We start from the raw sequence: 20,063 nt of genomic DNA on the forward strand, positions 1-20,063 counted from the left end.
GTCCAGCGCCTCGCGTCCATCGTCATGCCGCCAGATGGTTGCGGATGAGAACCGCAAGACCGACCAGGCCGCCCCAGGCGGCGACGCACAGCACCAGAACCACGGTCCACGACCAGATCCGGCGGGGATATTCGGCATCCTCCGGCAGGGTCGGCTGCATCACGACCGCCGTATAGACCTGCCGCCGGTCAGCGTCCAGCCGCGCCCGCTCGTATTCGAGGCTGGCCTGGGTGTACTGCTTGCGGGCGATCTCCTGGTCGAGCAGGTAGCGGTCGAACAGCGCCTTGGTGGTGGACAGGGTCTCGCCGGTGCTGCCCGGGGAGGCGATCTCCTGGCGCAGGCGCGCGATCTCGCTCTCCAGCGTTTCGATCTGGCGGGCGAGGAACTGCATCTGCGGCGTGTCGGCATTCATCGAGCCGAGCAGGGTCCGCTGGCGCACCTTCATGTCGGTGAGCCGCACCTCCAGCTCGGTCGCGACCGCCGAGATCGACTTGGCATAGGTCTCGGGATCGAGCAGGCCGGTGGTGTTGCGCAGGTTGGCAAGGTCCTCGCTCAGGGTCTTGAGCCGCTCCTGAGCCTGGTCGAGATCCTGCCGGTTGAACTGCAAGAGGTCGGCGCGGGCACGGGCCGACAGGTCGTTGACCAATTCGTCGATGGACTCGAGGATCAGCCGGTTGATCTGCTGCGCGTCCTGCGCCGTGAACGCCTGCACCGAGACGGTGACGATGCCCGACAGGGTCTCGACATGGACGCCGACGCGCTCGCGCCAGTAGTCCATGAAGTCCTCGATGGGATCTCCTTCGGGAAAGCGCGAGAAGTAGTCGATGCCGGGGGCGTTGAACTTGGCGAAGAGGTCCGTGCGCTCCTGCAGCCGGTCGACCAGCGCGCGGCTGTGCACATAGCTTTCCACCACCTTGGCTTCCTGCATCAGGTTGCCGGTGGGAAGGCCGGTCAGCGACATGAAGGCGGCGGGTGCGGAGGCCTTGAAGTTGCGCAGCGAGAACTGCATCTCGGACGCGTAGCGGTCCGAGGCGATGAGGCCGAAATAGATGCCGGTCACCAGCACCGGCAGCAGCACCACCAGCACCCAGCTGGCCGCGACCGACATGATGAACAGTCGCTCGCCGCGCCGGCGCCGGAAGCCGCCGCCGCCGATGACGCGGCGGTTCGAGCGGATGCGCCGGCTGGCCTCCTTGAGGGCCGCCGAGATCGCTTCCGTCCGCTTTCCGCTCCTGGGCGCTTCCTCGACAACGTCGCCGCCGCCGAGCACCACGTCTATCAGCGCGTCCGACATCTTCTCCGCCATCCGCACCGGGCTTTCGGGCCCGCTGCTGCTACATGTTCAACTGCTTGTACATCTCGACCGCATCCGAGACCGAATCGAAGAAATACATCTTTCCATCGGCCAGCACGATGCCACGGTCGCAATACATCTGCACAAGCTCGATGCTGTGCGAGATCATGATCATATCCGAATATTGCTTGCGCTTGTTGAACTCGTCCCGGCAACGCTGCTGGAAGCGGGAGTCGCCGACCGCCATGACCTCGTCGATCAGGTAGCAGTCGAAGTCGATCGCCATCGACAGGCCGAAGGCGAGGCGCTGCTGCATGCCGGAGGAATATGTTCCGAAAGGGGCGTCGATGAAGGGGCCGAGCTCGGAAAAGTCCTCCACGAAGCGCACCGCCTTGCGGATGTCCTGCCGGTAGACGCGGGCGACGAACTGGATGTTCTCCCGCCCGGTCAGCGAGGGGTGCAGGCCGCCGGCGAAGCCGAGCGGCCAGGACACCCGCGCCTCGCGCACGATGCGGCCGCTGTTGGGCATCTCCGTGCCGGCGATCAGCCGCATCAGGGTCGACTTGCCCGCGCCGTTGATGCCCATGATCCCGTAGCTGACGCCCTTGTCCAGCCGGAAGCTGATATGGTCCAGCACGATCTTGAGCGTCTTCTGCGTGCGGTAGAACTTGAAGACGTCCTGAAACCTGATCATTTCATCAAGAGCTTTCCGCGCACCGCCCGCTCGGCCGCAAAGCCCAGCAGCAGGGTGAACAGCGACACCTGCACCACGTACATGGGCTCGACCGTGCTGCCGCCATAGCCGTCGTAATAGGCGGTGCGGAGCCACGAGATGCAGTGATAGAGCGGGTTGTAGACGATGTATTCCAGCACCCAGTGCGGCATCATGCTGGGCAGGTAGAGCGCGCCGGAGGTGATCCACTGGGCGATCATGATCAGGATGAAGATCGCCACCCACATGGGAAACAGCACCAGGATCACGCAGCTCAGCAGGCCGACCGAAATGCCGTAGAGCACGGTGACGGCGATGGCGGCGATGGCGATGTCCGGCCGGTTGGGCAGGAAGTCGACGCCGGCGATGTAGAGAATGGTGCAGAAGGCGACCAGCACGCACATGGCGGTGATCATCTCCAGCAGCGCGCGCGCCAGGATGATGTCGATCACCTTCACCACCGGAAACAGCAGCATCGGCTTGTTCTGCTGGATGGCCAGCATCATCATCCGGCCGGGATAGAGGCACAGGATATAGGGCATGATGCCGGTGCCGAAGAACACGACGCTGTTGGTGCCGAGCGGCACGGCGCGGCCTATCGCCACCCACACGCCCAGCATCGCCAGAAGGTGGGTGAGCGGCCACGCGACCGCGATGACGAAACCGATCGCCGTGCGCCCGAACCGGGTGCGCATGTCGCGCAGGATGAGCGCGCCGAGCACGGCCTTCTGATTGGCCAGGGCGGCGACGAAGGACGTCCTCATGTCACTCCCGAAGCTTCTGGTCCCGCAGGCGCGTGTTGCATTGCGGGATAATTGACCGGGGAACGCGACGATTCCATGGCATGTCCGGGCCGGCAGGGCAATGCGGCTATTCCCCCAGCCGGTCGGCGGCGATGCCGGCCAGCGCCAGCGCCGAGGTGAGGCCGGGCGACTCGATGCCGTAAAGCGCGACGAGGCCGGGTTGGCCGTGCACGGCGGGGCCGTCGATGCGGAAATCGGCCGCCGGCTCGCCGGGACCGGAGATCTTCGGCCGGACGCCGCTGTAGTCGGGCTGAAGCGACCCGTCGGCAAGATCCGGCCAGTACTTGCGGATCTCCGCATAGAAGCCGTCCGCCCGGCGCGGGTCGACCGTGTAGTCGAGCCCGTCGATCCACTCCACGTCCGGACCGAAACGGGCCTGCCCGCCCATGTCGAGCGTCAGGTGGACGCCGAGCCCGCCTGGCTCCGGCACCGGATAGATCAGCCGCGAGAACGGCGCGCGCCCCGAAATCGAGAAATAGCAGCCGCGGGCGAAATAGGCCTGCGGCGGCTGCGTGCCGGCAAGGAGCGCGGCAAGCCGGGGCGCGCCGTGCCCGGCGGCGATGACGAGATTGCGGCAGGTGAGGGCAAACCCCTCGGCGCCGTCCGCGACCGTCAGCCGGTAGCCGCCGTCGATCCGGCCAAGGTCGGTCACCTTGGAGCTGCACACGACCTGGCCGCCATGCGCCTCCAGCCCGCCCTGCAAAGCCTGCATGAAGCCGTGACTGTCGATGATGCCGGTGGAGGGGGAGAGCAGGGCCGCCTCGCAGGCAAGATGCGGCTCCAGCGCCAGCGCCTCGTCGCGGGTGAGAAAGCGAAGGTCGTCGACGCCGTTCGCCTCGGCCTTGCCGCGGATCGAGGCGAGCGTCTCGACCTGATCGGGCGAGGTCGCGACGATCAGCTTGCCGAGCCGGCTGTGGGGAACGCCGTGTTCATGGCAGAAGCGGTAGAGCAACTCGCGTCCGGCAAGGCAGGCGCGCGCCTTGAGGCTGCCGGCCGGATAGTAGATGCCGGCGTGGATGACCTCGCTGTTGCGGGCGCTGGTCTGCGATCCGATGATCGCGTGCTCTTCCAGCACCATCACCTCGTGACCGCGCAGGGCGAGTTCGCGCGCGACCGCCAGGCCGACCGCGCCGGCGCCGATCACCACCGTCTCGACATCCATCCCCGCTCCTTTCCGTGGCACTCGCCAGAGCTGCCGGCAAACCGCCGCATTTCCGTGTGACGTCGCTTAGGCCATCGGCAGGGGCATCGCAACAGGCAGGAATCGCGCTGGTTGCGCTGCGCCCTTGTTCGCCCCGGCAGGGTCTTCTATACAGCGGCGGTCGGTTCCGGCTCCCGAATTCTCAAGGACAGGCACATATTTCCATGTCGGTCGAAGTTGTCAGCCTCGAAATTCCCGAAGTGAAAATTATCCGGCCAAGGAAATTCGGCGATCATCGCGGTTTCTTTTCCGAGGTCTACAACAAGAAGGCCTTTGCGGAGGCCGGGGTCGAGCTGGATTTCATCCAGGACAACCATTCCTACTCGGCGGAAGCGGGCACCCTGCGCGGCCTGCACTACCAGGGCGGCGAGTTCGCCCAAGACAAGCTGGTGCGCTGCGTGCGCGGCCGGATCCTCGATGTCGCCGTCGACATCCGCAAGGCCTCGCCGACCTTCGGCAAGTGGGTGTCGGCGGAGATTTCCGCCACCGAATGGAACCAGATCCTGGTACCGGTCGGCTTCGCCCACGCCATCCTCACTCTCGAGCCGGATACCGAGATCATCTACAAGGTCACCGGTCACTACGCGCCCACCCACGATTTCGGCATCCGCTGGAACGATCCGGACCTCGCGATCGACTGGGGCGTCGACGAGGACAAGGTGATCCTCTCCGACAAGGACCGGGCACAACCCTTCTTCAAGGATGTGGTCCACTGGTTCTGACACGTCTGGCGCGAGGCGCCGCGCCGTGTGATGACGATTTCTCGCCAGATTCGCGAAAGTGCGGGTTGATTGGATCGTCCCGCGCTGCAAAATGCGGCCGTCGGTGAGCGATATCGCGTAAATCCGAGCGAGAGTCGGGCAGGGAAGAAGGCATCCGGGGCAGGAGGCCTTCAACGAAATGCAAGGGGCTGGCGATGCTGCCGGCCCACAACTCGAACGCGATCGGTGTTTGCATGGAAACTGTTCTGGTCACGGGTGCAGGCGGCTATATCGGCACGACCCTGGTGCCGCTGCTGCTGGAAGCGGGCTACGCGGTGCGCGCGGTCGACCGCTTCTTCTTCGGCCGCGAGTTGCTGCCCGACCACGAGCGGCTGGAGATCGTGCGCCAGGATGCCCGGCTGATCGACCCGGAGCTGTTTGCCGGCATCGACCATGTGATCGACCTCGTCGCCATCTCCAACGACCCGTCCGGCGAAGAATTCAGCCGTGAGACCGACCAGATCAACCACGTTTCGCGCGTGCGCACCGCAAGGCTTGCCCGCGAGGCCGGCGTCAAGCGCTACGTGCTGCCGTCCTCCTGCAGCCTCTACGGCTTCCAGGAGCCGGGCGTCATCGCCGACGAGACGACGCCGACCAACCCGCTGACCGCCTATGCGCGCGCCAACGAAATGGCCGAACACGGCGTTCTGCCGCTCGCCTCGGACGATTTCACGGTGGTGGTGCTGCGCCAGGCGACGGTCTACGGCTACAGCCCGCGCATGCGCTTCGACCTCGCCATCAACGGCATGGTGTTCGGCGCCTGGAAGACCGGCAAGCTGCCCCTGATGCGCGACGGCAGCCAGTGGCGCCCGATGGTGCATGTGCGCGACACGGCCCGTGCCCAGATCTTCATGCTGAGCGCCCCGGCCGACAGGATCAACGGCCAGATCTTCAACGTCGGCTCGGACGAGAACAACTACCAGATCGGCCCGCTGGCGCAGATCGTCGCCGACACGCTGCCGAACGACGTCGCCATCGAATGGTACGGCGATCCCGACCATCGTTCCTACCGGGTCGGCTTCGACAAGATCGAGGCGCTGGGTTTCAAGGCGGAACTGACCGCGGTGGACGGCGTGCGAGACGTGCTGGCGGCGCTTGAGGACGGGCGCACCGACAAGACGACCCAGACCATCACGCTCGCCTGGTACAAGGAGCTTGTCACCTGGCACGAGCGGATCAAGGAGCTCGAGCTCAACGGCGGCATCCTGCGCATCTGAGGCTTCCCATGAAGACGATCCTCCTAGGGCCCGGCGGCCAGCTCGGCACGGACATCCGGCGGGCGAACGAGGCCGCGGGCAGCGTGCTGGACATCGTTCCGGTCGGTCGCGACCAGCTCGACCTTGCCGATTTCGACCGGGTGCGCGAGCTGCTGTCGACCGCCGACTTCGATGTGCTGGTGAACTGCTCCAGCTATCACAAGACCGACGAGGTCGAGGGCAATGCCCAGCAGGCCTTCGCGATCAACGCCCATCTGGTGGCGCTGCTGGCCGAACTGGCGCAGGCGAAGTCCGCCCGCTTCGTCCATGTGTCGACCGACTACGTGTTCGGCGGCCAGGACAAGCGTGAGCCTCTCGGGGAAGGCGACGCGCGCGCGCCGGTCAACGTCTACGGCGCGAGCAAGGCGATGGGCGAGGATCTGGCCCGGCTCGCCTGCGAGAACACGCTGATCCTGCGCGTCGCCTCGCTGTTCGGCGTGGCCGGCGCCAGCGGCAAGGGCGGCAACTTCGTCGAGACGATGATCCGCTTCGGCCGCGAGCGCGGGCACCTGCGCGTCGTTGCCGACCAGCACATGTCGCCGACCTCGACCAAGGACATCGCCGCTGCGCTGCTGACCATGCTGCGCGACGAGGTGCCCGCCGGCATCTGGCATGTGGTGAATTCCGGCGCGACGACGTGGCACGGCTTTGCCGAGGAGATCATCCGCAGGTCCGGGACCAAGGCGAGCGTCGAGGCGATCCCCTCGTCCGAATTCCCGACGCCGGCGCGCCGGCCGGCCTATTCGGTGCTGTCGAACGACAAGCTGGCCGCGGCCATCGGCGCACCGCGCCCCTGGCAGGACGCGCTGGACGCGTATCTCGCCGAGAAGGGGTATCTGGCGTGAAGGGCATCGTGCTTGCCGGCGGATCCGGCACTCGCCTTTATCCGCTGACGCGCGTGACCAGCAAGCAGCTGCTGCCGGTCTACGACAAGCCGATGATCTATTATCCGCTGTCGGTGCTGATGCTGGCCGGCATCCGCGAGATCCTGATCATCTCCACCCCGCGCGACCTGCCGAGCTACGAGGCGCTGCTGGGCGACGGCAGCCAGTGGGGCATCGAGCTGACCTATGTGGTGCAGCAGGAGCCGCGCGGCCTTGCCGAGGCCTTCATCCTGGGCGAGCGCTTCATCGACGGCAGCCCCTGCGCATTGGTGCTCGGGGACAACATCTTCTACGGCCACGGCCTGTCGGAGCGGCTGGTCAAGGCCTCGGCCCTGACCGCCGGCGGCAAGGTCTTCGCCTATCACGTGCAGGACCCGCAGCGTTACGGCGTCGTCGAGTTCGACGAGGCGGGCCGGGCGGTGTCGCTGGAGGAAAAGCCGGCGAGCCCGAAATCGAACTGGGCCGTCGCGGGGCTTTATTTCTACGACGCGGCGGTGGTGGAACATGCCCACCAGGTCCGCCCGTCGGCCCGCGGCGAGCTGGAAATCACCGACATCAACCGCCGCTATCTCGAGGCGGGCCAGCTGACGGTGGAAAAGCTCGGCCGGGGCTTTGCATGGCTCGACACCGGCACCCATGACAGCCTGATGGAAGCTTCGGAATTCATCCGGGCGATCGAGCACCGGCAGGGGCTGAAGGTCGCCTGCCTGGAAGAGATCGCCATGGTGAACCGCTGGATCACCCCGGAAGATGTCGCCGAACTCGCCAAGCCGCTCGCCAAGACGCTGTATGGCGAGTACCTCCTGCAGATCAGCGGACGAAAATAGGCAGACGGAACATGCTCGGGCAGGTCATCCACCCAGTCATCTTCTTCTTCTACAAGATCATCAACCGGCTCTGGTACCTGTACTGGTACTTCGTCGTCATCATGCCCTACGAGGTCTATGCCCGCTTCGTCTGCCGGCTGGACCCCAAGCTCTATTCGGAGAAGCGCCGCATCCTGGGCGTGAGCGAGGGCCGCCGCTCGCATGAGGGCAAGCGGTTCGCAATCTTCGTGATCTACACGAAGGCCGACATCCAGGTGTTCACGCGCACGGCCATCGACGCGCTGAACGCGCGCGGCATCAACATCGTCTTCGTCACCAACATGCGGGCGAGCGGCGATGTGCGCGAGGACCTGCTGGACAATTGCCATCTGCTGATCGAGCGCGAGAACCTGGGCCGCGACTTCGGCGCCTACAAGGACGGCTTCAGCCTGCTGCGCAAGCGCGAGCCGGTGATCGACAAGCTGATCTTGATGAACGACAGCGTCTATTACCTGCCGAACGGTCTCGACGAGATCTTCGCCAAGCTGGACGCCAACGAGCCGTTCATCGGCCTGACGGAAGTGTTCGAGCACCACTACCACGTCCAGTCGTTCCTGCTGGCCTTCAACCGCGAGGTGATCGAGGCGCCGGCTTTCCTGGAATACTGGGACAAGTACCTGCCGATCAGCACCCGCCGCTGGTCGGTGCACAAGGGAGAGGTCGGCTTGACCAAATGCGTGCTGCGCAAGGTCGGGCAGGGTCCGCACATCATCGTCAACCCGGTCGAGGTCTACAACATCCTCGTCGGCATGGATTTCGGCGAGCTGCGCTCGACCATCGACCTCGTGCCGTTCCGCAACAGGAACCTGTTGCGCAAGCAGCTCTACAAGCTGATCGAGATGCGCTCCAGCCAGGCGATCTCGGAAGAGGCGCTGGCGCAGGGCCAGTTCATCGAGCGCTTCGCCGATCTCGTCACGACCGCACGCGCCAAAGGCACGTCGCTTGCCGACGACGACGACGTCACCAAGGCGCTGGACCTGCGCTACGACTTCCAGAGCCGGCGCAATCTCAGCGACTTCAAGGTGGCGGAGTTCATCGAGGGCTACGTCAAGCTTCTGACCGAGCGCAACCAGATCCATTTCGGCGGATTTCTCTACTACAAGTTCCTCGGCATCCCGATCCTGAAGCGCGATCTGGTCTATCGCGGCGTCTACACGTTCGACCAGATCAACAAGATCATTGACGAGTTGAACCTGCCGTTCGCCGAGGAAATCCGCGTCGACATCCGCAGCAAGGGGATGGGGCGCTACTACAAGGGCCTCAAGAAGGTCCTGTTCCGTTACGGCTCGATCTGAGAATGAGGGCAGCAACCATGGCAAGCAGGCTGCTCGGCCGGCTGGTGAACACGCTTGCGGGGGCACGGCGCGCGGTGGCGCGCGGGCGCCAGGACAATGCGCTGGACGATCGCTACGACATGCGGCCGGCGCGGGTGGAAAACGCCGTCGACCTGTTCGAAGGCGAATGGTCCGGCGCGCTGCCGGGCCTGCCGCCCAACGGCAAGCCGGCCTTCTACACCGATCCGCGCGTCGACTTCTTCGAGCGCGCCAGCGGCGGGTACGTCAACAAGCACGTGCTGGAGCTGGGGCCGCTGGAAGGCAGCCACACCTACATGCTGCAGATGAAGGGGGCGGCCTCGATCACCTCCATCGAGGCGAACACGCGCGCATATCTCAAGTGCCTGATCGTCAAGAACAATTACGGGCTGCACAAGGCCCGGTTCCTGCTCGGCGACTTCCTGAAATATCTCGAGGAGGAGCCGCGCCGCTTCGACGCCATCGTGGCGAGCGGGGTGCTCTACCACATGAGCGACCCGGTGGCGCTGATCGAGGCGATGTGCCGGAGCGCCGATGCCATCGGCATCTGGACCCACTACTACGACCACGACATCATCTCGCGCCATCCGGTCTATGCCAGCCGCTTCGCCGCGCCCGAGACGACCGAGCATCGCGGCGTGCCGCTGACCATGAGCCGGCAGACCTATGTGCAGCAGGTGCTCGACTGGAAGGGCTTTTGCGGCGGCGCCGAGCGGGTGACACGCTGGGTGGAGAAGGACTCGCTGCTGCGCCTGTTCGACACGCTGGGCTTCGACGTGGAAATCGGCAAGGACGACCCGGCCCACGTCAATGGCCCGGCGCTGACCTTCGTCGCCAGAAAGCGGAAAAGCGCGTGATGGGCGGAATCCTGCAGCGGATCGTCGGCGCACTGACCGGTGCCGGGGCGCGCGAGGAAGCGGAGAAGCCGCATTTCCAGCGCGACTACGAGCGCCATGTCCGCAAGCTGAAGGAAAGCCATCCGCTGGACGAGGCGATGTCGCTGGCCGTCGGCGGGCATTACGACATCCAGGGCAAGGTGCATCTGGCGCTGCTGCGCTCGCTGGGGCTGAAGGACGGCGACAGCCTCGTGGATCTGGGCTGCGGCAGCGGCCGCACGGCACGGCGGCTCGCCGAGAGCGGCAGCTACGGCTATCTGGGCATCGACGTGGTCGAGGACCTGATCGCCTATGCCAGGGCCAATACTCCGGCCGACTACCGCTTCCACATCTCCACCGACCTGAAGATACCGGCCGGAGATGCCTCCGCCGACATCGTCTATTCGTTCAGCCTGTTCACGCATCTGCTGCACGAGGAAACCTACCTCTACATGGAAGAGGTGAGGCGGGTGCTGCGGCCCGGCGGGACGTTCCTGTTCTCCTTCCTGGAGTTCGGCAGCCCTGGGCATTTCCCGGTCTTTCTGGGCAGCGTCGAACAGCAGAAGGCCGGCACCAAGCCGGTGATGAACATGTTCATCGAGCGCAACGTCATCGAGCTCTGGGCGGAAAAACTGGGCTTTGCGGTCGAGAGTTACATCGATGGCAATCGCGAGATCGTGCCGGACGGGCGCCTCGGCCAGACAGGGGCTGTGTTGCGTCGTCTCTGACGTTGGGGCATATGGCGGAAAACTGCGGTTCACGGCGGTGTTCAGCGGCTTGATCGCACCGCACCGAGCAACTAGAAGGAGTGCACGGAATGAGTGTCGAAGCGGTTTTCAGCCGCCGGTCCTTCCGTTCGCCAGGGAGCCCGACCAGGCCGTGCGACAGTGCGACAGGCGGGGGCGGAAAAGGCCAGCAGAGCCCGTACGGACAATCCGGCAGCCAGGACGTGGCTCGCCTTGCGCATCACCGCGCCGACCCCGTCGACAACGGGGCCGCGGCGCAGCGCGAGGCGGCGTGATGCATCAGGAAGGGTCGAACTTGCAAGAAGACGTGATGGCGACCGGTCGCCTCGACAATCTGCGGACGCTCGAGGCGGAAAGCATCCACATCATCCGGGAGGTGGCGGCCGAGTTCCGCAATCCGGTGATGCTCTATTCGATCGGCAAGGACTCTTCCGTCCTGCTGCATCTGGCGATGAAGGCCTTCGCGCCCTCGCGCCTGCCGTTCCCCCTGCTGCATGTCGACACGACGTGGAAGTTCCGCGAGATGATCGCCTTCCGCGACGAGACGGCGAAGCGGATCGGCGCGGACCTGATCGTCCATACCAATCAGGACGGACTGAAGCAGGGTATCGGCCCCTTCAGCCACGGCTCGTCCGTGCACACGCATGTGATGAAGACCGAGGCCCTGAAGCAGGCGCTCGACAAGTACGGCTTCGACGCGGCCTTCGGCGGCGCCCGGCGCGACGAGGAGAAAAGCCGCGCCAAGGAGCGGGTCTTCTCGTTCCGCAGCAAGGCGCATGCCTGGGACCCGAAGAACCAGCGCCCCGAGCTGTGGAACCTCTATAACGGCCGTATCGCCAAGGGCGAGTCGATCCGTGCGTTCCCGCTGTCCAACTGGACCGAGCTCGACATCTGGCAGTACATCCTGCTGGAGAACATTCCCATCGTGCCGCTCTACTACGCCAAGCGCCGGCCGGTGGTGCGCCGCGACGGCATGATGATCATGGTCGACGACGAACGCATGCCGATCGGCCCTGACGACCGGGTGGAGGAGCTGATGGTGCGGTTCCGCACGCTCGGCTGCTACCCGCTGACCGCCGCCATCGAGTCCGATGCGGACACGCTGCCGGCGATCATCCGCGAGATGCTCATCGCCCGCACCTCCGAACGCTCGGGCCGCCTGATCGACCACGACGACAGCGCCTCGATGGAAAAGAAGAAGCGCGAGGGGTATTTCTGACCATGCGCAATCCGGATCCGACCGCCTCCGACGAGGCCGTGCGCGAGTACATCCTGTCCCAGGTCAACAAGGACCAGCTGCGCTTCCTGACCTGCGGCAGCGTCGACGACGGCAAGTCCACCCTGATCGGGCGGCTGCTCTACGACACCAAGCTGATCTTCGAGGATCAGCTCGCCGCGCTGGAGCGCGACTCCACCCGTCACGGCACGGTCGGCGACGACATCGACCTGGCGCTGCTGGTGGACGGCCTGGAGGCCGAACGCGAGCAGGGCATCACCATCGACGTCGCCTATCGCTTCTTCGCGACCGACCGGCGCAAGTTCATCGTCGCCGACACGCCGGGTCACGAGCAATACACCCGCAACATGGCGACCGGCGCCTCGACCGCCGATCTTGCCGTGCTGCTGGTCGATGCGCGCAACGGGCTGATGACCCAGACGCGCCGGCACGCCTTCATCGCCTCGCTGCTCGGCATCCACCACGTGGTGCTGGCCATCAACAAGATCGACCTGGTCGGCTATTCGCAGGAGCGGTTCCGCGAGATCGAGGCGGAGTTCCGTGCCTTCGCGCAAGGGTTCGACTTCGAGACTCTGGTGGCGATCCCCATGTCGGCGCGCTACGGCGACAATGTCACCGCAGCCGGCGAGAACATGCCCTGGTACGAGGGGCCGACGCTGCTGGAGCATCTGGAGACGGTCGAGGTCGGCCGCGACGACGATGCCCGCCCGTTCCGCTTCCCGGTCCAGTGGGTGAACCGCCCGAACCTCGACTTCCGCGGCTTTTCCGGCACGATTGCCGGCGGCCGCGTCAATGTCGGCGACGAGGTGGTGGTCGCGGCCTCGGGCCGGACCTCGACGGTCAAGAGCATCCTGTCGCAGGTCGGCGAGGCGCAGAGCGCCGGGTCCGGCGAAGCCGTGACGCTGGTGCTGAACGACGAGATCGACGCCTCGCGCGGCGATGTCATCGCCGCTGCCTCCGCCCGTCCGGATGTCGCCGACCAGTTCGCCGCGCATCTGATCTGGATGTCGGAGGACGCGCTGCTTCCGGGCCGCTCCTATCTGCTCAAGATCGGCACGCGGACGGTCACCGCCTCGGTGACGGAGATCAAGCACAAGATCAACGTCAATACGTTCGAGCGGGCCGCGGCCAAGACGCTGGAGCTGAACGAGATCGCCTTCGCCAATCTGGCGCTGACGGTGCCGGTCGCCTTCGACCCCTATGAGGCGAACAGCACGACCGGTTCGTTCATCCTGATCGACCGGCTGACCAATGCGACGGTCGGTGCCGGCATGGTCTGGTTCGCCCTGCGCCGGGCAACCAACATCCACTGGCAGGCGCTGGAAGTGGACCAGACGGCGCGTGCGCAGAGCCTCGGCCAGACGCCGGCGGCGCTGTGGTTCACGGGCCTGTCGGGCTCGGGCAAGTCGACGGTCGCCTCGCTGCTGGAAAAGAAGCTGCATGTGCGCGGCCGCCACACCTACACGCTGGACGGCGACAATGTGCGCCACGGCCTCAACCGCGACCTCGGCTTCACTGATGCCGACCGGGTGGAGAACATCCGACGGGTGGGCGAGGTGGCGCGGCTCTTCGTCGATGCCGGCCTGCTGACGCTGATCTCGTTCATCTCGCCGTTCCGCAGCGAGCGTGCCATGGCGCGCGAACTGTTCCCGGAAGGGCGCTTCATCGAGGTCTTCGTCGACACGCCCATCGAGGAATGCCGCCGGCGCGATCCGAAGGGGCTCTACCGCAAGGCGGATGCGGGCGAGTTGCGCAACTTTACCGGTGTCGACAGCCCCTACGAGGCGCCGGAAAATCCGGAAATCCACATCCGGACGGTTGGCCGCGACCCGGAGGAGATCGTCGATGAGATCATCGCCTATCTGGAGGCGCAGAACCTGATCTGACATCGGCGCCGGCTCGCAGGATCGGGCGAAGCGGGCGCCGAAAGCTGCCGGATCGGCAACCGTGTGACCGCCGTCACAATGTTGCTGCGACGGCTGACCATGATGCGCTGCAACAAACCGAGAGACGGGAATCGGTGGCAATGGCAGAAGAGACTGTTCTGGTGACGGGCGGGGGAGGCTATATCGGCTCCCATTGCTGCAAGGCGCTGCGCCGCGCCGGCTATACGCCCGTCGCCTTCGACAACTTCGTCACCGGTTGGCGGGAGGCGGTGCGCTTTGGCCCGCTGGAGGAGGGAGACCTCTCCGACCGCGCGCGCCTCGACGAGGTCTTCGCCCGCTGGAAGCCGGTTGCCGTCATGCACTTCGCGGCCCTGTCGCAGGTGGGCGAGTCGATCAGGGATCCGGGCCGCTACTGGCGCGGCAACGTCTCGGCGACGCTCAATCTCGTCGAGGCAGCGACGGCCGCCGGGTGTCTCGACTTCGTCTTCTCCTCCACCTGCGCGACCTATGGCGAGCAGGACGGTGTGGTGCTGGACGAGGACACCCTGCAGGCGCCGATCAACGCCTATGGCGCCTCCAAGCGGGCGATCGAGGACATGCTGCGGGATTTCTCGATCTCGGCCGGCCTGCGCCATACGATCTTCCGCTATTTCAACGTGGCCGGCGCCGATCCCGACGGCGAGATCGGCGAGTGCCACGTTCCCGAAACCCACCTCATTCCGCTGGTGCTCGACGCGATCAGCGGGCGGCGCGACGCCATCACCATCTTCGGCACCGACTACAAGACGCCGGACGGCACCTGCATCCGCGACTACGTCCATGTCTGCGATCTGGTGGATGCGCATCTGTCCGGTCTCGAATGGCTGCGGCAGGGCAACAGCAACCGGGTCTTCTGCCTCGGCACGGGACGGGGGTTCTCCGTACGCGAGGTGATCGAGGCGGCCGCCCGCGTCACCGGCCAGCCGGTGCCGGTGCTGGAAGGGGCAAGGCGCGAGGGCGATGCGACGCAGCTCGTCTGCGGCTCCACCCGGGCGCGGACGGAACTGGGCTGGGACCCGCAGCGGTCGGTGCTCGAGGACATGATTTCCGACGCGTGGCGCTGGCATCAGCGCGGCGCGTACAAGAACTGAATGCAAGACCTGCAGATCGGGACAGCGATGTTGAACACTGGGACGAACAGGCCTGCGAAGAAGAAGCTTTTGGCCAATCTTGCCTTCTGGCGCGGGCCGCGTCCGGATTTCCATGTCGACAAGGCCGGGCCGATGCTGATCTCCGGCTGGGCCTGGTGGCCGGGCCGTCCCGGCGAGCGCATCACCGTCGAGATCCTGAACGGCGCGCAGGTCGTCGCCGCCGTCGAGGCCAACCAGTTTCGTGAGGACCTCCTGAAGGCCGGCAAGGGCGATGGTGCCCACGGCTTTCAGATCACCCTGCCGGAGCCGGGTGTCACCGGCCGGCTCGGCCTGCGCTGCAAGGGCGCCCGCCGCCCGTTCTGGCAGGCGCCGCGCGTTGCCGCCGGCAAGGTGCAGTTCCACATCGACAGCAAGACGCCGGGGCGCATCACCGGCTGGGCCTGGATGCCGAAGCGGCCGGGCGAGCGCGTGCGGATCGAGGCCGTCGCCGACGGGCGGGTGGTCGCCACCGCGACCGCGAACGGCTATCGCGAGGACCTGAAGCAGGCCGGCAAGGGCGACGGCGCCCATGCGTTCGACATGCATCTGCCGGAGGACGTGGCAAAGACGCCGCCGGCGCGGCTCAGCCTGCATCTTGCCGGTGCGCGCGTGCCGTTCCACGTCTTTCCGCAGGCGGCGTCCGCCTCCGCGCTCGACTTCACGGTCGATTCCGTGGGCGACGACGGCATCGTCGGCTGGATCTGGGCGCCGGCAACGCCGGAAAAGCGCCTGCCGCTGGAACTGGTCGAGGACGGCGTCGTTCTGGCCGAGACGGTTGCGGATCTCTACCGCCAGGACCTTGCCGATGCCGGCAAGGCCGGCGGCTCCTGCATGTTCCGCTTTGCGATTCCGCAGGCGCTGCGCGACGGCCGTTCGCACGCCATCGAACTGCGGTGCAAGGGGCAGCCGAAGCCGTTCCACACGGTTGCGAGCCGGTCTTTCGCCAAGGTGCGCTGCGAACTGCCGCTGCTGACGCCGCTGGCCATTGCGGGTGCGGCCTGGCTGCCGCAGAGCGCCGGGTCGCCGGTGGAGATCGAGATCTCGCTGGACGGCAAGGTGGTGCACAAGGGCACGACCGATGCGCTGCACGCCTTCTCCTGGCGGGCAACGCCCGGCGACATCGCCCCGCTGGCGAAGGCCGCCGGCCAGGACGGCCCGGTCAAGGTGCGCGTTGCGGTCAGCGCCAATGGCCAGCCGGCCGGCGCGGCGCAGCTGCCGCTGCACGTGGCTGCCGACGGCTCGCTCGCGGTCTCGGTTAAAGAGGTTTCCGACCGCCGGATCGCAGGCGAGGGGCTGCTGCTGAAAGCGGCGAGCGGGGCCTGCGGCATCTGGATCGGCGAGCGCCGGGTCGCGGAGCTTTCCACCGCGCCGTCCTTCTCCTTCGACACGCATGTGCCCGACCTGAAGCTGGAAGACGGGGCCCACAAGGTCCGCATCGGCGTCGCGGATGCCGAGGGCAAGGCGGGCGCCGTGGCGGCCTCGCGGGAGCTGGCCTTCCGCCGTTTCGACCTGTCGATGGACATTGCCGACGACCGGATCTCGGGCACGGTCGTCGACCGCTGGCAGGACAACCGCGAAACGGTGGTCGAGATCCTGATCGACGACAAGCCGGTGGCCATCGAGGTCGCCCGCGGATTGCCGGACGACGATGCCGGCATCGGCCGGTTCGCGGTGTCCATCTCGGCGCGTTGGCGCGACGGGCTGCCGCACCGGGTCGAGGCGCGGGTCGTCGGCGACGAGCGCCGCTGGCCGGAACGGCCGCTGATGTTCCGCGCGGGCGAGCCGCGCACCAATGCGCTGACCCGCGTCGAGTGTTTCGGCGGCGCCGTGTCCGGCTGGGTGGTGCTGCCCTGGGACGGCGAGGCGGTCGCCGAGGTGTCGCTGATCGTCGATGGCAAGGTGGTGGAGACACGGCCCGCGCGCGATCCTCATCCGCAGCTTGCCGCCGAGAGCTTCCTGACCGATGCACACGGCTTCCGCTTCGAGCACGCCATTCCGGAAAAGGCGACGGTGCGCGTGCGCGCCACGTTCGACGGGCGGGTGCTGCTGGACCAGGCGGTGTCGACCGGCGGCGGCGCCTATCGGCTGCAGGATGCCGGATACGGCCGTACCGGCGCGTGCTTCGTCCTGCCCGATCCTCTGGCCAATGCGCAGTCGCGCGAGGAAGCGCGGAGCGTGCTTCTGGCGGCGGTGGCTGCCGCGCGCGCCGGCGTTGCGCCGATCACTGTCGTCTCCTGCGGTCACCGCGCCTCGCTGCGCGGGGCGAGCGGCGATCTCGGCCCGCTGGTCGAGGATCTGGTCGGCCGCGAGAATGCCGGACTGCTGGCGGCCGCGTCCTTCGTGCCGCTGCCGCAGGCGGTGCTGCCATCGACGGCCGGCGGTGCGCAGGAGCGCGCCTATGCGCTCGACCTGTGGGCGCGGGCCAATGCCTTCTCGCTGATCGCCGGCACTAGCCGGTCCGGCATCCTGTCCTATTGCGCCACCTCGCGCCGCCAGGGCCTGCTGCCCGCCACGACGCAGGTGGTGATGCTGGCCGATACGTTCGCCGTGCAGGACCTGCTCGACCGCGACCAGCTGCTGGAGCGGCCCGAACTGCTGGTGGAAGAGGCGCTGGAAAAGGCGGCTCTTGCCGCCTGCACCCGCATCCTTGCCCCCTCGGCGCAGGTGCTGGAGACCTGCACCGGGCTGGAGCCGTTGGCCGGTGAGCGTGGCCTCGTCGTTCCAGCGGAGATCGGCACGGCGGCAAGACCGGCCGGCTTCCCGCAGGAGATGGGCGCGCGCCGCTGGCTGGTCTTCGCGGCTCCCTTGCGCACCCGCACAGGGCTTGTCCAGTTCTGCGATGCCCTCGACCGGCTGATGCGCCGGCCCGGCATCGACCCGGAGACGGTCGGCGTGGTCTTCGCCGGCACCGAGGACTGGGTGCGCGGCCGCCGGGCCAGCGCCTATATCCGCGAGCGTGCCCGCAAGTGGCGTTTCGGCCTGCGCATCCATCTGGACCTGACACTGGACAGTTTCGCCGGGCTGCTCGGCTCGCTCGCCGCAAACGGCATCGGCGTCCGCCTTCCGGCGGTCGAAGGCACCGCGTGGGACAGCCTCGCGAATGCTGCCGGGCTTCCCCTGGCCGATCTGTCGTCGGTGCGGGCGGGCAATGCGACCGACCTTGCCGATGCGCTGGAGGCCGCGCTTTCCGATGCTCGTGCGCCTCTGGCCCCCGAAGCAGCGTTGGGCGCGATGGGCGCGGCCCTGGCGCAGGAGGCCCGCGCTGCGGCCGCCGCGCCGACGGCAAGCCCCGCGGCTGCTGCCTCGCGGCCGCGCGTCAGCGTCTGCATCAGCCATTTCAATCGCACCAGCCTGTTGCGGCAGACGCTCGCCTCCGTGCTGGCCTGCGGCTATCCGGAGCTCGAGATCGTCGTCGTCGACGATGGCAGCGCCGTGCCGGGCATTGCCGGAGAGCTGGCGGAGATCGAGGCGGAACTTGCCGCCGTCAACGGCAAGGTGGTGCGCCAGCCCAACAGCTATCTGGGCGCGGCCCGCAACACGGCGGTGCGCAATTCGACCGGCGAGCTGATCGTCTTCATGGACGACGACAATCTCGCCCATCCGGGCATGATCGACGCCTTCGTCGACGCGCATCTGGCGACGGGGGCGGACATCGTCACCTCGCGTTTCGCCATGTTCGACGGCACCGACGCCATCGAGCCGGGCCGCGACATCCCGCGCGAGATCGGCGTGCCGCTGATCCCCGATCTGGCGGTCGGCGTGCTGTCCAACTGCTTCGGCGACGCCAACATGCTGATCACCCGCGCGGCCTTCGAGAAGATCGGCGGGTTCACCGAGGACTTCGGCCGCGGCCACGAGGACTGGGAGCTGTTCGCGCGGGCCAGCACGCTGGGCCTGCGGCACGAGCTGCTGAACCGGGCGCATTTCTGGTACCGGGTGGCGGCGCAGAGCATGCTGCGCGGGCGCGAGAGCGCACAGGTCGACTTCCAGCGCAACATCCGCGCCTATTCCCACGAGCTGCCGCACGGCATCCACCGCATGCTGATGCTGGCGCAGGGCCTGACCCAGCGCTGGGACCAGCCGCCGGTCGATCCGCACCTGCCGGCGCGCAGCGGGTTGCCGGTGGCCGGCCGCATCGCCTATGGCCGCGTTGCCGTCATCATGCGCACCAAAGACCGACCGATCCTGCTGCAGCGTGCGCTCGACAGCGTGCTGTCGCAGACTTACACCGACTGGGCGCTGGTCGTGGTCAATGACGGCGGCGACCCGGAGCCGGTGCGCAAGCTGATCGAGGCGCGGCGCGCCGCCTTCCAGGGCAGGGTGCTGGTGATCAACAACCCGGTCTCGACCGGCATGGAGAACGCCTCGAACGCCGGCGTCACCAACTCCGCGAGCGAGTTCCTCGTCGTGCACGACGACGACGACGCCTGGGATCCGAAGTTCCTGGAGCGCTGCGTCAACCATCTCGACACCTCGTCCACCGATGTCGGCGGCGTGGTCACTCACGCGACGGTGGTGATCGAGGATATCGAGGGCGACCGGGTCATCGAGCGCCAGCGGTTCCTGTTCAAGAACATGGAGGCGCTGGAGCTGACGCGGCTTTCGGTCGAGAACCAGTTCCCGCCGATCTCCTTCATGTTCCGTCGCGTGGTGATGGAAACGGTCGGCCTGTTCGACGGCGAGCTGCCGGTGCTGGGCGACTGGGACTTCCACCTGCGCGCGGCGCAGCGGTTCCGCATCGACGTCCTGCGCGAGCCGCTCGCCTTCTACCACCACCGCTCCGCCGGCACGACGAGCGAGTACGGCAACACGGTCGTGGCGCAGAAGGACGTGCACCGGATCCAGCGCGCGCTCTACATCAACCGGCACATGCGCGAGGGAATGGGCCAGGGCAGCGCCGACGGGCAGATGCTCTACATGGGCGAGATGCACCGGGAGGTCACCGACCAGCTGAACCAGATGCGCCAGCACATGCACTGGCTGGAGAAGCTGCTCAACGACCGCGCCGAGCACATGAAATATGTCGAGTCGCTGATCACCAAGCGCCGTTGACCGGGCGC

Annotated in this window: 15 protein-coding genes; 11 read left to right on the plus strand and 4 right to left on the minus strand. The window is 66.8% G+C overall.

The window, feature by feature from the left end; translation table 11 throughout:
- Positions 1-22: 22 nt before the first annotated feature.
- The 4 genes from BBX35_RS16655 to BBX35_RS16670 form a co-directional block, all read right to left on the minus strand.
- The gene (locus BBX35_RS16655; RefSeq protein ID WP_141687882.1) at positions 23-1,294 is read right to left on the minus strand and encodes a KpsE/RkpR family capsule polysaccharide export protein; all 1,272 of its coding nucleotides are present in this window, start codon (positions 1,292-1,294) and stop codon (positions 23-25) included.
- Between the two features lie 40 nt (positions 1,295-1,334).
- Positions 1,335-1,988 carry an ABC transporter ATP-binding protein gene (locus tag BBX35_RS16660; protein ID WP_067222238.1) on the minus strand — a complete coding sequence of 218 codons (654 nt, stop codon included), beginning with the start codon at positions 1,986-1,988 and terminating at the stop codon, positions 1,335-1,337.
- Positions 1,985-2,770, minus strand: coding sequence for an ABC transporter permease (locus tag BBX35_RS16665; protein WP_067222239.1), 786 nt, complete (start codon positions 2,768-2,770; stop codon positions 1,985-1,987). Before BBX35_RS16665 ends, BBX35_RS16660 begins: the two co-directional genes overlap by 4 nt.
- A 106-nt stretch (positions 2,771-2,876) precedes the next feature.
- The gene (locus BBX35_RS16670; protein WP_067222241.1) at positions 2,877-3,971 is read right to left on the minus strand and encodes an NAD(P)/FAD-dependent oxidoreductase; all 1,095 of its coding nucleotides are present in this window, start codon (positions 3,969-3,971) and stop codon (positions 2,877-2,879) included.
- 203 nt (positions 3,972-4,174) lie between these two features.
- On the opposite strand from BBX35_RS16670, the gene rfbC reads away from it, so the two are divergent.
- From rfbC to BBX35_RS23100, 11 genes are all read left to right on the plus strand, one after another.
- Positions 4,175-4,732 carry a dTDP-4-dehydrorhamnose 3,5-epimerase gene (gene rfbC / locus BBX35_RS16675; RefSeq protein ID WP_067222242.1) on the plus strand — a complete coding sequence of 186 codons (558 nt, stop codon included), beginning with the start codon at positions 4,175-4,177 and terminating at the stop codon, positions 4,730-4,732.
- 233 nt (positions 4,733-4,965) lie between these two features.
- Complete coding sequence (locus tag BBX35_RS16680) at positions 4,966-5,988, plus strand: NAD-dependent epimerase/dehydratase family protein (RefSeq protein ID WP_067222739.1); 1,023 nt, start codon at positions 4,966-4,968, stop codon at positions 5,986-5,988.
- An 8-nt stretch (positions 5,989-5,996) separates the two neighbouring features.
- Entirely contained in the window at positions 5,997-6,872 is an 876-nt protein-coding gene (rfbD, locus tag BBX35_RS16685; RefSeq protein ID WP_067222244.1) for a dTDP-4-dehydrorhamnose reductase, read from the plus strand.
- Positions 6,869-7,738, plus strand: coding sequence for a glucose-1-phosphate thymidylyltransferase RfbA (gene rfbA, locus BBX35_RS16690; protein ID WP_067222245.1), 870 nt, complete (start codon positions 6,869-6,871; stop codon positions 7,736-7,738). Before rfbD ends, rfbA begins: the two co-directional genes overlap by 4 nt.
- Positions 7,739-7,749: 11 nt before the next feature.
- A complete protein-coding gene (locus tag BBX35_RS16695; protein WP_067222247.1) occupies positions 7,750-9,072 on the plus strand; it encodes a rhamnan synthesis F family protein in 1,323 nt (440 codons plus the stop codon).
- A gap of 17 nt (positions 9,073-9,089) precedes the next feature.
- Positions 9,090-9,947 (plus strand): class I SAM-dependent methyltransferase, encoded by an 858-nt coding sequence (locus tag BBX35_RS16700; protein ID WP_171901476.1) that lies wholly within the window; start codon positions 9,090-9,092, stop codon positions 9,945-9,947.
- A complete protein-coding gene (locus BBX35_RS16705) occupies positions 9,947-10,693 on the plus strand; it encodes a class I SAM-dependent methyltransferase (RefSeq protein WP_083202515.1) in 747 nt (248 codons plus the stop codon). The genes BBX35_RS16700 and BBX35_RS16705 overlap by 1 nt, the downstream gene beginning before the upstream one ends.
- 328 nt (positions 10,694-11,021) lie before the next feature.
- A complete protein-coding gene (gene cysD, locus BBX35_RS16710; RefSeq protein ID WP_067222249.1) occupies positions 11,022-11,930 on the plus strand; it encodes a sulfate adenylyltransferase subunit CysD in 909 nt (302 codons plus the stop codon).
- Positions 11,931-11,932: 2 nt separating this feature from the next.
- On the plus strand, positions 11,933-13,834 hold the full coding sequence (gene cysN / locus BBX35_RS16715; RefSeq protein WP_067222250.1) for a sulfate adenylyltransferase subunit CysN: 1,902 nt from the start codon (positions 11,933-11,935) through the stop codon (positions 13,832-13,834).
- 140 nt (positions 13,835-13,974) lie between these two features.
- The gene (galE, locus tag BBX35_RS16720; protein WP_067222252.1) at positions 13,975-14,964 is read left to right on the plus strand and encodes a UDP-glucose 4-epimerase GalE; all 990 of its coding nucleotides are present in this window, start codon (positions 13,975-13,977) and stop codon (positions 14,962-14,964) included.
- Positions 14,965-15,033: 69 nt separating this feature from the next.
- A complete protein-coding gene (locus BBX35_RS23100; protein WP_141687883.1) occupies positions 15,034-20,055 on the plus strand; it encodes a glycosyltransferase in 5,022 nt (1,673 codons plus the stop codon).
- Positions 20,056-20,063: the final 8 nt, after the last annotated feature.

It is taken from the genome of Stappia indica (assembly GCF_001696535.1).
In the GTDB taxonomy this organism is placed as follows: Bacteria; Pseudomonadota; Alphaproteobacteria; order Rhizobiales; family Stappiaceae; genus Stappia; species Stappia indica.

Bases quoted from the DNA above. Each gene is read 5' to 3' on its own strand.
- BBX35_RS16695 (WP_067222247.1), top strand. From the start codon at position 7,750: ATGCTCGGGCAGGTCATCCACCCAGTCATCTTCTTCTTCTACAAGATC.
- rfbD (WP_067222244.1), top strand. From the start codon at position 5,997: ATGAAGACGATCCTCCTAGGGCCCGGCGGCCAGCTCGGCACGGACATC.
- cysN (WP_067222250.1), top strand. From the start codon at position 11,933: ATGCGCAATCCGGATCCGACCGCCTCCGACGAGGCCGTGCGCGAGTAC.
- rfbC (WP_067222242.1), top strand. From the start codon at position 4,175: ATGTCGGTCGAAGTTGTCAGCCTCGAAATTCCCGAAGTGAAAATTATC.
- cysD (WP_067222249.1), top strand. From the start codon at position 11,022: ATGGCGACCGGTCGCCTCGACAATCTGCGGACGCTCGAGGCGGAAAGC.
- BBX35_RS16670 (WP_067222241.1), bottom strand. From the start codon at position 3,971: ATGGATGTCGAGACGGTGGTGATCGGCGCCGGCGCGGTCGGCCTGGCG.
- BBX35_RS16660 (WP_067222238.1), bottom strand. From the start codon at position 1,988: ATGATCAGGTTTCAGGACGTCTTCAAGTTCTACCGCACGCAGAAGACG.
- BBX35_RS16665 (WP_067222239.1), bottom strand. From the start codon at position 2,770: ATGAGGACGTCCTTCGTCGCCGCCCTGGCCAATCAGAAGGCCGTGCTC.
- BBX35_RS16655 (WP_141687882.1), bottom strand. From the start codon at position 1,294: ATGTCGGACGCGCTGATAGACGTGGTGCTCGGCGGCGGCGACGTTGTC.
- BBX35_RS16700 (WP_171901476.1), top strand. From the start codon at position 9,090: ATGGCAAGCAGGCTGCTCGGCCGGCTGGTGAACACGCTTGCGGGGGCA.
- BBX35_RS16705 (WP_083202515.1), top strand. From the start codon at position 9,947: ATGGGCGGAATCCTGCAGCGGATCGTCGGCGCACTGACCGGTGCCGGG.
- BBX35_RS16680 (WP_067222739.1), top strand. From the start codon at position 4,966: ATGGAAACTGTTCTGGTCACGGGTGCAGGCGGCTATATCGGCACGACC.
- galE (WP_067222252.1), top strand. From the start codon at position 13,975: ATGGCAGAAGAGACTGTTCTGGTGACGGGCGGGGGAGGCTATATCGGC.